This window comes from Micromonospora phytophila, assembly GCF_023656545.1.
Classification (GTDB): Bacteria; Actinomycetota; Actinomycetes; order Mycobacteriales; family Micromonosporaceae; genus Micromonospora; species Micromonospora phytophila.
Window position 1 is genome coordinate 1 of sequence record NZ_JAMOKF010000179.1, and the last position, 11,286, is coordinate 11,286.

At 72.3% G+C, this 11,286-nt stretch carries 12 protein-coding genes and 2 pseudogenes; 7 read left to right on the forward strand and 7 right to left on the reverse strand.

All coding sequences use genetic code 11. From position 1 onward, the window contains the following. The 3 genes and pseudogenes from NCC78_RS19935 to pdxT form a co-directional block, all read left to right on the forward strand. Positions 1-254 (forward strand): annotated as a pseudogene (locus NCC78_RS19935) (hypothetical protein); the annotation flags it as partial. 224 nt (positions 255-478) lie between these two features. Beyond that, complete coding sequence (gene pdxS / locus NCC78_RS19940; RefSeq protein WP_284706330.1) at positions 479-1,396, forward strand: pyridoxal 5'-phosphate synthase lyase subunit PdxS; 918 nt, start codon at positions 479-481, stop codon at positions 1,394-1,396. 88 nt (positions 1,397-1,484) lie between these two features. Beyond that, the gene (gene pdxT / locus NCC78_RS19945; protein ID WP_250796212.1) at positions 1,485-2,093 is read left to right on the forward strand and encodes a pyridoxal 5'-phosphate synthase glutaminase subunit PdxT; all 609 of its coding nucleotides are present in this window, start codon (positions 1,485-1,487) and stop codon (positions 2,091-2,093) included. Between the two features lie 62 nt (positions 2,094-2,155). Here pdxT and NCC78_RS19950 read toward each other — a convergent pair whose 3' ends face one another. Next, positions 2,156-3,007, reverse strand: a complete 852-nt coding sequence (locus NCC78_RS19950; protein ID WP_250796228.1) for a helix-turn-helix transcriptional regulator — start codon at positions 3,005-3,007, stop codon at positions 2,156-2,158. 104 nt (positions 3,008-3,111) lie between these two features. Here NCC78_RS19950 and NCC78_RS19955 point away from each other — a divergent pair, with 104 nt between their 5' ends. Further along, positions 3,112-3,765 carry an NADPH-dependent FMN reductase gene (locus NCC78_RS19955; RefSeq protein WP_250796213.1) on the forward strand — a complete coding sequence of 218 codons (654 nt, stop codon included), beginning with the start codon at positions 3,112-3,114 and terminating at the stop codon, positions 3,763-3,765. Positions 3,766-3,996: 231 nt separating this feature from the next. Then, positions 3,997-4,746 carry a YebC/PmpR family DNA-binding transcriptional regulator gene (locus NCC78_RS19960; protein ID WP_250796214.1) on the forward strand — a complete coding sequence of 250 codons (750 nt, stop codon included), beginning with the start codon at positions 3,997-3,999 and terminating at the stop codon, positions 4,744-4,746. A gap of 51 nt (positions 4,747-4,797) precedes the next feature. Here NCC78_RS19960 and NCC78_RS19965 read toward each other — a convergent pair whose 3' ends face one another. The 3 genes from NCC78_RS19965 to NCC78_RS19975 form a co-directional block, all read right to left on the reverse strand. Beyond that, a complete protein-coding gene (locus NCC78_RS19965; protein WP_250796215.1) occupies positions 4,798-5,253 on the reverse strand; it encodes a hypothetical protein in 456 nt (151 codons plus the stop codon). Between the two features lie 94 nt (positions 5,254-5,347). After that, entirely contained in the window at positions 5,348-7,492 is a 2,145-nt protein-coding gene (gene helR, locus NCC78_RS19970; protein ID WP_250796229.1) for an RNA polymerase recycling motor ATPase HelR, read from the reverse strand. 10 nt (positions 7,493-7,502) lie between these two features. Then, complete coding sequence (locus tag NCC78_RS19975; protein WP_250796216.1) at positions 7,503-7,697, reverse strand: hypothetical protein; 195 nt, start codon at positions 7,695-7,697, stop codon at positions 7,503-7,505. A gap of 332 nt (positions 7,698-8,029) precedes the next feature. On the opposite strand from NCC78_RS19975, the pseudogene NCC78_RS19980 reads away from it, so the two are divergent. Next, positions 8,030-8,119 (forward strand): annotated as a pseudogene (locus tag NCC78_RS19980) (DUF397 domain-containing protein); the annotation flags it as partial. A gap of 133 nt (positions 8,120-8,252) precedes the next feature. Here NCC78_RS19980 and NCC78_RS19985 read toward each other — a convergent pair. The 3 genes from NCC78_RS19985 to NCC78_RS20000 all read right to left on the reverse strand — a co-directional run bounded on the left by NCC78_RS19985 (position 8,253) and on the right by NCC78_RS20000 (position 10,430). Further along, the gene (locus NCC78_RS19985) at positions 8,253-9,203 is read right to left on the reverse strand and encodes a permease prefix domain 1-containing protein (RefSeq protein WP_250796217.1); all 951 of its coding nucleotides are present in this window, start codon (positions 9,201-9,203) and stop codon (positions 8,253-8,255) included. Continuing rightward, the gene (locus tag NCC78_RS19990) at positions 9,200-9,541 is read right to left on the reverse strand and encodes a PadR family transcriptional regulator (RefSeq protein WP_250796219.1); all 342 of its coding nucleotides are present in this window, start codon (positions 9,539-9,541) and stop codon (positions 9,200-9,202) included. The genes NCC78_RS19985 and NCC78_RS19990 overlap by 4 nt, the downstream gene beginning before the upstream one ends. Before the next feature lie 226 nt (positions 9,542-9,767). Continuing rightward, positions 9,768-10,430, reverse strand: coding sequence for a hypothetical protein (locus NCC78_RS20000; RefSeq protein WP_250796220.1), 663 nt, complete (start codon positions 10,428-10,430; stop codon positions 9,768-9,770). 200 nt (positions 10,431-10,630) lie between these two features. Here NCC78_RS20000 and NCC78_RS20005 point away from each other — a divergent pair. After that, positions 10,631-11,286 (forward strand): serine/threonine-protein kinase (locus NCC78_RS20005; RefSeq protein ID WP_250796222.1); only part of this gene is annotated, 656 nt, incomplete at its 3' end.

The following is an 11,286-nucleotide window of genomic DNA, read 5'->3' on the forward strand; positions in this document are numbered from 1 at the left end:
AGAACGACCTCACCCGGCAGTTGCGCGCGGTGGAGCTGGACCCGGCCGACGCGGACTGCGAGGCGGTCGTCGCCGCCAGCCGGCGGCTGGCCCTGGCCCGGCAGGTGCACACCGACCTGGTCCGCGACGCCCGCTCGGCGCGCAGCCGCCCCCTGGTGCGGCTGTTGCGCATGGGGCGCCGGCACGAATGGCCGCGCTACTTCGACATCGACGACCCGACCCTGGCGGTCCCCGCCGACGTCCCGGCCGGCTGACCGGTACACCCCCGGCTGGCCGGTCCGCCCCCGGCTGGCCGGTCCGGCCCTGGTTGACCCCGGCGGCTGTCCGGTTCGCGGAGTCGGCGCGCACCCGTTGACAGTCGGGTGATGGCTGCCACAGTGCAGGCCACCGTGGGTCTGATTGGCTGTCGGACCGGCGTTGAGCCCGCCGTAGCATTTCGGCAAGCCACCCCCCGAGCATGTTCGAGGAGCGATAACCCGTGCCCGATTCCACTGCCCAGAACTCCAGCGCCACGCCCGTCGTCGGCACCGCCCGCGTCAAGCGCGGCATGGCCGAGATGCTCAAGGGCGGCGTGATCATGGACGTGGTCAACGCCGAGCAGGCCAAGATCGCCGAGGACGCCGGCGCCGTCGCGGTGATGGCGCTCGAGCGGGTGCCCGCGGACATCCGGGCCCAGGGCGGGGTGTCCCGGATGAGCGACCCGGACATGATCGACGGCATCATCAACGCCGTCTCCATCCCGGTGATGGCCAAGGCCCGGATCGGCCACTTCGTGGAGGCCCGGATCCTCCAGGCCCTCGGCGTCGACTACGTCGACGAGTCCGAGGTGCTGACCCCGGCCGACTACGCCAACCACATCGACAAGTGGGCCTTCACCGTCCCCTTCGTCTGCGGCGCGACCAACCTGGGTGAGGCGCTGCGCCGGATCACCGAGGGCGCGGCCATGATCCGCTCCAAGGGCGAGGCCGGCACCGGTGACGTCTCCAACGCCACCACCCACATGCGTAAGATCCGCCAGGAGATCCGCCGGCTGAGCAGCCTGCCGGCCGACGAGCTCTACGTCGCGGCCAAGGAGCTCCAGGCCCCGTACGAGCTGGTCAAGGAGGTCGCCGAGAGCGGCAAGCTGCCGGTGGTGCTCTTCACCGCCGGTGGGATTGCCACCCCGGCCGACGCCGCGATGATGATGCAGCTCGGCGCCGAGGGCGTCTTCGTCGGCTCCGGCATCTTCAAGTCCGGCAACCCGGCCCAGCGAGCCGCCGCGATCGTCAAGGCCACCACCTTCCACGACGACCCCGACGTGCTCGCCAAGGTCTCCCGGGGCCTCGGCGAGGCGATGGTCGGCATCAACGTCGACGAGATCCCGCAGCCGCACCGCCTGGCCGAGCGCGGCTGGTGAGCGGGCCCCGGCGTACGCCGGGACCAGGTACGCACGGCGGGTCGGTGCGCCGGCCCGCCGCCGCGCAGGAACGCGAAGGAGCGGTGACATGAGCGACGCACCCGTCATCGGTGTGCTCGCCCTGCAGGGGGACGTCCGCGAGCACGTCGCGGCCCTGGCCGGGGCCGGCGCGGACGCCCGCCCGGTACGCCGTGCCCAGGAGCTGGACGCGGTGGACGGGCTGGTCATCCCCGGCGGCGAGTCCACCACGATCAGCAAGCTGGCGGACATCTTCGAGCTGCGCGAGCCGATCGACAAGCGGATCGCCGGCGGCATGCCGGTCTACGGCTCCTGCGCCGGCATGATCATGCTGGCGACCGAGGTCCTCGACGGCCGGCCCGACCAGCGCGGCTTCGCCGGCATCGAGATGACCGTGCGCCGCAACGCCTTCGGCCGGCAGGTCGACTCGTTCGAGGCGCCGGTGGAGATCACCGGCGTGCCGGGCGCGCCGTTCCACGCGGTGTTCATCCGGGCGCCGTGGGTGGAGCGGGTCGGCGACGGCGTCGAGGTGCTCGGCACGGTCACCGAGGGCCCCACGGCCGGGCGGATCGTGGCGGTGCGGCAGGGGAACCTGCTGGCCACCTCGTTCCACCCGGAGCTGACCGGGGACCTGCGCGTGCACGCGTACTTCGTGGAGCTGGTGCGGGCCGCCCGCTGACCGGTCCCGACGCGACGTCGGCGGGGTCTCCTCCTTCGCGGGAGGGGACCCCGCTTCGCGTCTCAACCGGCGACGGAGCGCAGGTGCCCGGGGCGGCGGCCCAGCAGCCGGTCCAGCCCGGCCGCCGTGGCCGCGTCGGCGGGGAGTTGGACGACGAGCCGCTGGTGGTCGCTGTCGGCGAACTCGAGGGTCTCCCAGCTCAGTCGCAGCGTCCCCACCTCCGGGTGCCGCAGACTCCGCACGCCGGTGCCCGGGGCGGCCACGGGCCGCCGCTGCCACCGGTCGGTGAACGGCGCCCCGACGGTGCGGGCCAGCCGCTCGGCGAAGTGGTCGGTGGCCGGGTCGCCGCGGCGCAGCCGGTGCAGCTCGGCGACCTGGTGGTCGGCCAGCTCCGCCCAGTCCGGGAAGTGCTCGCGGGCGCGTTCGTCGGTCAGCACGAACCACACCAGGTTGGGCCGCGTCCCGTCGAACAGGCCCAGGGGACGGGCCAGCCGGTCGAAGGGGTCGTTCCAGGCCAGCACGTCGCCGAGCCGGTTGACCACGTACGCAGGAGCGTCCCGCAGGCTGTCGAGGACCGCGCGGACCGTCGGGCGGACGGTGTGCGAGACCGTCGGCCGCTCGCCCGGGCACAGCTGCCGGCTGTGGTTGACCGAAGCGAGCTGCCGGAGGTGCTCGCGGTCGGCGTCGTCGAGGAGCAGGGCGTCGGCGAGCGCGGCGAGGATCTCCGGCGACGGCCGGGTGTCCCGGCCCTGCTCCAGGCGGGTCAGGTATTCCACGCTCACCTGGGCCAGCGTCGCCAGCTCGGCCCGGCGCAGCCCGGGTGTGCGGCGTCGGGACCCGTCGGGCAGGCCCACCCGGCCGGGCCGCAGGGCCTCCCGGCGGCTGCGCAGGAACGCGCCCAGCTCTCCGTCCATCACCGGCCCAGTCTGGCAGCGCACCGCCGCCGACGGGTGGCCCTGGCGGGGCCATCCTCGCGGCGGTCTCCCCGCCCCGGCGGATCGGCCGGACGATCGTCGTCATGAACAGCGCAGAGACAGCAGGACCGGTCCGGATCGGTCTGATCGTGGGAAGCACCCGCCCCGGCCGGCGTGGCACGGCGGTGGCCCGGTGGGTCGGGCAGGTGGCGTCGCGGCACGACGCCGTACGCGGCGGCGGAGCCGTCGTCGAGGTGGTCGACCTGGCCGAGCAGGGCCTGCCGCTGCTCGACGAGCCGGTGCCGGCGATGTTCGGCGACTACCGCAACGCGCACACCCGGCACTGGTCCGCCGTGGTCGACGCCTGCGACGCCTTCGTCTTCGTGACCCCGGAGTACAACCACTCGGTCCCGGCCGCGGTGAAGAACGGCATCGACTACCTGTACGCCGAGTGGAACGACAAGGTGGCCGGGGTGCTCAGCTACGGCGTGCACGGCGGCACCAGGGCCGGCGACCACCTGCGGCAGATCCTGGCCGAGGTGCGGGCGGTGGTCGTTCCCACCGGGGTGTCGCTGTCGGTCTTCGCCGACTTCGACTTCTCCGGCTCCGACCCGGGCGACCCGACCGCCCCCGGGCGGATCGCCCCCGGCGACGGCCGGGAGGAGGCGCTGTCGACGATGCTGACCGAGATTGTGACCTGGTCCCGGGCGCTGCGCCCCGCCGGCGCGGCCCGGGCACCGGCCGGCGTCGAGGTCTGACCGGCCCTCGCTTTCGCCCCGTCTGTCCTGGTCCGGGCGGGCGGGGCGGACCGGCGACGCGCGGCGCGTGACAGCCGCCCGCTGGACGTCGGTAGGATTGCCGAGATTCGGCAGGGCCATCTGCCCGCTACGGCTTCCACCAGAGCTGACCGGCACCACCGCGTGCGCCGGCGGGAGCGGGGCGTGTGCGGTGCGGTCGATGCAGACGGCGGGTAGCAACGGAGGTAACAGATGTCCGGCCACTCAAAGTGGGCGACGACCAAGCACAAGAAGGCGGTCATCGACGCCAAGCGCGGCAAGATGTTCGCCAAGCTGATCAAGAACGTCGAGGTCGCCGCGCGGACCGGCGGCGGCGACCCGGCCGGCAACCCGACGCTCTACGACGCCATCCAGAAGGCGAAGAAGAACTCGGTCCCGAACGACAACATCGACCGTGCCGTCAAGCGCGGCTCCGGCCTGGAGGCCGGCGGCGCCGACTGGCAGACGATCATGTACGAGGGCTACGGCCCCAACGGCGTGGCCATGCTGATCGAGTGCCTCACCGACAACCGCAACCGGGCGGCGACCGAGGTGCGCACCGCGCTGACCCGCAACGGCGGCTCGCTCGCCGACGCCGGCTCGGTGTCCTACATGTTCTCCCGCAAGGGCGTGGTGATCGTGCCCAAGACCGGGACGACCGAGGACGACGTGATGATGGCGGTCCTGGACGCGGGCGCCGAGGAGGTCAACGACCTCGGTGAGGCGTTCGAGGTTGTTTCCGAGCCGACCGACCTGATCCCGGTGCGCACCGCGCTCCAGGACGCCGGCATCGAGTACGAGTCGGCCGAGTCGTCGCTGATCCCGAGCGTCAACGTCCCCCTCGACGAGGAGGGCGCCCGCAAGATCTTCAAACTGATCGATGTGCTGGAGGACTGCGACGACGTGCAGAACGTCTACGCGAACTTCGACGTCAGCGACGAAGTGATGGAGTCCGTCGGCTGACCGGGTGATGCTCGTGGCCGGTTCCCTGTCGAAGGTTCTGACGGGGACCGGCTACCGTCGCCGCAGCCGGGCCGGCTTCCGACGTCGAGTGCGATGCTGGTTTCGCGCCAGCCGCAGTGTCCGGGGAGTGGGCACGCGTGGGCCCCACCGCTGACCGCTGACCAAGGCGGCCTGGAAGAACGCCCACGCAAGCCAGCCGGCGAACCCGGCGATGGCATGGACGCCGAGCCGACCGACCGTCGTCCCCCAGTGCGGAGCCCATGCCCGCTCGGCGCCCATGCCGCTGACCACGGCTGGCCCGGTCGAGCCCGGCCCTTCTTCGACCGGGACGCGGAGGCTGATCGAGTCGATCCGTACCGTGCCGTCGTCACTGGTGAACGGTGCGTGACAGGTCCAGTTGCCCTTGCTCTTGCTGTCGGCGTCGCAGGCGACGATCTCGATGCTGCCGGGGGTGGATGTGACGAGCGCGGCACCGACGTAGTCCCACGTCCGGCGGATCTCCCACACGTTCCACCCGTCGGCGACGGCCGGCCTCGTGCAGCAGCGCGCAGAGGTAGACCGACAGGCCGACGGGCCATGCGCGTACTCGATGCGCACGTTGTCAGGAGCTCGTGAGGATGACGAGTTGCCGGGTCGCTCGGGTCATCGCGACGTAGCGGTCGACAGCTCCTTCGATGCCGGTGCCGAACGCCTCCGGGTCGATGAGGACGACCAGGTCGAACTCGAGCCCCTTCGACAACTCCGGGGTCAGCGACCGGACGCGGGACGTCGTCCGGAACGTGGGGTCGCCGATGACGCAGGCGATCCCCTCGGTGTGCGCGGCGAGCCAGGTGTCGAGGATCGAGCCGAAATCGGAAGCGGATCCGTGTACGACGGGGACATCGCTGCTGCGGATGGAGGTCGGCACGTTGGCGTCCGGGAGCGCGGCCCGGATGATCGGCTCGGCCTCCGCCATGATCTCTGTCGGCGTCCGGTAGTTGATGCTCAGGGAGGCCAGGTTGATCCGGTCGAGCCCGATCCGCTCGAGCCGCTCCTGCCACGACTCCGTGAACCCGTGCCTGGCCTGGGCGCGGTCCCCGACGATGGTGAAGCTCCGGGACGGGCAGCGCAGCAGCAACATCTGCCACTCCGCGTCGGTCAGCTCCTGAGCCTCGTCCACGACGATGTGCGCGAACGGGCCGGCGAGCAGGTCCGGGTCGGTGCTGGGCAGTGCGGCCTCGTCGACCAGGGCGTCCTGGAGGTCCAGTTGGCGCAGGCTCGACAGCACACCTTCACCGTCGTCATAGGCATGGGCCTCGATCAGTTCGTCGACGACCGTAGCCATGCGCTCGCGTTCGACGGCAACAGTGGCCTCCTGCCGACGCTTGCGCCCGGACGCCTCCGGATCGCCGAGCCGCTGCCGTGCCGCGTCCAGGAGCGGCAGGTCGGACACCGTCCAGGCCTGGGCGTCGCCGCGCTGTAGCTTCCGAATCTCGTCGGGGCTGAGCCAGGGAGCGCACTTGCGCAGATAGGCGGGCACCGACCACAGGTCGCCGACGAGGTCGGTCGCTTCGAGCAGCGGCCAGGCGCGGTTGAAGGTGGTGAGCAGTTCCCTGTTCCGCAGCAGCGACCTGCGGACCAGGTCGTCGGGCTCGTCGCCGTCGTACTTCTCGGTCAGGATCGTGAGCAGCTCTTCCCAGATCTCGTCACGCGCCTCGTTGTGCGGGGTACCGGGCCCCGGCGCCTGGAACGCCTCGGCCCAGTCGTCGGCGCTCAGCCAGATGTCGGACTCGCCGGTCGTGACCGTCATCGGTTCGGCCGGCGGCTCCTCGTAGAACCTGACGGCCGCCTCGATCGCCTTCACCAGGTCCGCGGACGACTTCAGGCGGGCCACGTCCGGGTCGGTCTCATTGGTTGCCGCGGCGCCCCCGGGCACGAGGTCCCGCAGGGTGCAGGTCTGCACGTCCTCCTCTCCGAGGCTGGGCAGGACGTCGGCGACGTAGGCGAGGTAGGGCTGGTGCGGACCGACGAACAGCACGCCGCCCCGGCGGTGACCGAGGCGGGGGTCGGAGTAGAGGAGGTAGGCGGTGCGGTGCAGGGCGACGACGGTCTTCCCCGTACCCGGACCGCCGTCGACGACGAGAGCGCCGCGGGATCCCGCTCGGATGATCGCGTCCTGGTCGGCCTGGATGGTCCCGAGCACGTCTCGCATCCGGGGCGACCGGTTGCTGCCCAGGCTGGCGATGAAGGCGGACTGGTCGTCGAGCGCGGCGTGCCCGTCGAACCCGTCCGAGGTGAACACCTCGTCCCAGTAGTCGCTGATCCGGCCGCGGGTCCAGCGATACCTGCGGCGGCTTGCCAGACCCATCGGGTTGGCGTGGGTCGCTCCGAAGAACGGCTCCGCCGCGGGGGAGCGCCAGTCGAGCAACAGCCGGCGACCCTCGCTGTCCGTGAGGCCGAATCGTCCGATGTACACGGGCTCGGGGTTGTCCGCGCTGACCATGTGCCCGAGGCACAGGTCTAGACCGAAGCGACGCAGTGCCCGCAGTCGAACGGTCAGCCGGCGGACCTCCATGTCGCGGTCCACCGCCTGCCGGCCTTTGCCAGCGGGCGCCCTGCGCTCGGCGTCGAGGCGGGCGGACAGGTCGGCGAACCGTTGCTCCAGGCTCGCCGCGATGGCCGCGAAGTGCCGCTCGTCGCCGGCGATCAGCGCCGGGTCGGCCTTGAAGGAGAGGCGGTCGGGCAGGTCAAACGCGCTGGTGGTCAGCGGGTTCACGTCAGCAGCTCCGATCCGGGTCGTCGGCAATCATTGAGCGCAGCAAGGCGTCTGGACCGGTGTGACGAACCAGCGTCGCGGCCACCGCCGACGGCCGCACCATCGAGCCGGTCGGCGGGCCGACCGGCACCAGAGGCACGCCGACCCCGGCCAGCAGCTCAGCGAACTGTTTGTCCGGTGGCGCGCAGATCCGCACCGCTGCGCCGAGTGCCCGCCACCGCACCGCGGGCCCTACGAGCGGTTCGACGTTCCCGCGCGACCCGTACGTCGACAACAAAGCCCGCACTTCGTGACTCCCATTTCCGGAGATTTCTGACCAGGCCGACGATTCTGCGGCACCACCCGGGTCTTGCCGCAAGCCCCCCGGTGCGCTATACGTTAGAAGTGGCAAGGAGTGTGTTCTCTCCTTTCCCTTGATCGTCTCGCTGAGGACGGACCCCTCCTCGCGAAGCGCGGCCCCCTCAGGCGCACCCCGAGGCCCCAGCGGAATCCGGCCCGGCGGACCTCCACCGAACGGCAGCCGTCCCTGCGTGCGTCGAGGTGGCAACGAACCTGGCCGGCGTGGTCGGCGTACGCGACAGCAAGGACGGTGGCGGGCCGGTGTCGGCCTGTGCCCCGCGGCCTCAAGCGGCTTCCGCGCCGTGGCCGCCTCCGGCGCACTGCGGCCACGGCCACCTCCGCTGGTCCGAGCCGCTCACCTGGCACACGGACCGGCCCGCACGCGGGGGCGTGCCGGGCCGGTCGGGCGGTCTCAGGCGCGGTTGCGGTACGCCTTGATCGCGCTGTCGGCGATGTCCCAGAGCACCACCAGGGTCGCGCCGACGACCGTCACGGTGGCCACGGTGTCCAGGTTGTCACCCTGCCGCAGCCACTCGAAGCGCTCGACGAGGTCCGGGTTGAGCAGCCGGTCGGTCAGCAGCAGCCAGGCCACCGGCACCGCGAACGCCAGGTCCAGCAGCGTGTTCACCGCGACCAGCGGCCAGGTCCACCGGCCGGCGCGGTACTTGGCGACCTCCAGCGCCACGCTGGCGACCAGCACGGCCAGCAGGACCGGCAACCAGCTGCTCCACAGCGCCGGGTCGAGGATCGGCAGGTTGCCGCCCTGGTCGTCGGAGACCCAGGAGTGGAAGTGCTGCCAGGGCAGGTACCCGGCGAAGAGCACCAGGAAGACGATCGCGGCGGCGGTGTCGGGCAGGCAGATCTGCCGCTCGACCGGTGCCTCGGGGAGTTGGTCGACGCTCCACTCGGGCAGGCGCAGCGAGGGGTTGGTCCGTTCCAGCACCGCGAAGACCAGGGTGACCCAGAAGGCGATCTGGACCGCGACCTGGAGGGCGGCGACGATGCCGGCCCCGATCGCCCCACCGGCGTTGTCCCCGGCGGTCGCCTCGACGAGGCCGACCACGACGCCGACGGTCGCCGGTACGAAGCTGAGCAGCAGTTTGAGCAGCCGTTGCCAGACCAGGTAGTACGTCGGACCGATGAGCTGCAACCGGCGGTCGGCGTAGCGGGCGGCGAGCTGCTCCGGGTTGCCCAGCTCGGTGAGCACCTCCCGTTCGGCGGTGGTGGTGTCCTGACCGCCGGCGGCCCGGCCCTCGATCATGTCCTCGATCGACGCGCGCAGCTCGGTGGCGATCTCCTCCCGGCGCGGGGCGGGGACCGAGCGCAGGGTCGCGGCGAGGTAGCGGTCGGTCAGGGTGTTCATCGGTCGGCTCCTTCGATGAGTGCGGTCATGGAGGTATGCACGGCGGCCAGGTCGGCGAGGAGGCGACGCAGCACCGACTCGCCGGAGTCACTGACCCGGTAGAACTTGCGCGGCCGGCTCTCCTCGGTGTTCCACTCGCTGGTCAGCAGCCCTTGGTCCTCCAGCCGCCGCAGCAGCGGGTAGAGCGTGTTGGCATCCACCGGGAAGCCGTGGTCGGAGAGTCGTTGCAGCAGTGCGTAGCCGTAGTCGGGGCGGCGCAGGGCGACGAGGCTCGCCACCACGACGGTGCCCCGGCGCAGCTCCTGGAGGTGGGTCCGCAGGATCTCATCGCTAACCATGCCTCACACCATAGTGTGTGTCACACACTATGGTCCACTGATACATCATCGTGCGCTGCACCATCAGTGTGTTCGGACCAGAAGGGGCAGAGTTCTCCCGGCGGGACGTCGGCGATGACCCGGCCCGACCGGGCCGGCGAGCCGGCCCCGCCCAGTGGTGGCGCGGAGCCGGACCAGGTGGACCGGGTCGGCGGGAGCGGCTGGGCCGCCCCCGCCGACCCGGTCGTCAGCAGGACGGGCGGTTGCGGAAGTTCCGCTCGACGAAGTCGGCCGGCCCGACCTGGAAGTAGCCCACCCCCGGGCGGATCGGGTGGCCGCTGAACAGCTCCACCCGCGACCCGAAGCGCACCAGGTACGCCACCTCGTCGCCCGCGTCGTTGCGGATCAGCGTTCCCCGGCGGCCGTAGATCTCCTCCAGTTCCTCGAAGGACATACCGACCGTCGCCCCGGCGGGCGACCGGGGTGGGGTGGTGGCCGTCCCCACCTCCACCAGCCGCCCGTCCCGGAAGGCCAGCAGGATCACCCCCGCCCACGCCCCGGTGACGCCGGTGCTGACCACACCGTGGCACCCCGGGGCGACCCAGGAGATGAGCCCGGCCGCCGAGAGCCGCTCCAGGCTGGCGCCGATCCGGAAGGGGCCGGCGCCCCGGACGCTGAGGATCCGGGGGTGCTCGTGCCCGGCCTCGGGATAGCCGTTGGTGCCGGACGACCCGGCCCGCGGCACCGGGCCCCGGTCGGTCGGCGCGGGGCGGTCCGGCCCGGACGTCGCGCCGACGGTGACGCCGGCCGAGGTGACCGGGTGTGCCGCGGCCGGGCCCGCGGCGGCCACCGGGACCAGCGTGGTGAGCGCCAGCGCGCCGGTGGTGATGAGGATCGAGGGACGGTGCACGGTGATCTCCTTCGGTTGGTGGAGCCTCTGACCCGTTAGTCACCCCGGGGGCGGCTCCGGTTCGTCGGGTTTCCGACGCCGCGCCGCCTCCGACGGCGACGGCGGCACCACCGGTGCGGGCGAGGGCTGCCGCTGCCGTGGTCGGGCGGTCTACTGTCGAGGCGGAACGGCAACCGGCGGCGCTGGTCGGGGGTGACGTGGTGACCGCTCCGGCGCAGATCGGCCCCTACCGCATCGAACGGCTGCTCGGGGTGGGCTCGTTCGCGACGGTGTGGCTGGGCCACGACGGCACGCTCGACTGCCACGTGGCGATCAAGGTGCTGGCGGAGAACTGGAGCCACGACCTGCGGGTCCGGGAACGCTTCCTCGACGAGGCCCGGCTGCTGCGCTGGTTGGACCACGACCGGCTGGTCCGGGTCCACGCCGTCGGGGAGTTGGCGGACGGCCGGCCGTACTCGGTGATGGCCTGGGCGGACGGGGGCAGCCTGCGGGACCGGCTGGCGCGCGGCCCGCTGCCCGTCGCCACCGCCCTGTGGTTGCTGGGCGAGATCGCCGCCGGGGTGACCGTCCTGCACCGGCACGGCGTCGTGCACCGCGACCTGACCCCGGGCAACATCCTGTTTCGCTCCGGCCCGGCGGCGGCCACCGGCGTGGGCCGGGCCGACGAGCGGGTGCTGATCGCCGACCTCGGGCTGGCCAAGGCGCTCGCCGCCGCCTCGGGCCTGACCGCCCGCGCGGGCACACCCGGTTACATGGCCCCCGAGCAGGACGATCCACTCGCCGTCGTCGACACCCGCGCCGACGTGTTCGGGCTGGGCCGGCTCGGGGTCCGGCTGCTCGGTGCCGGGGCTGGACG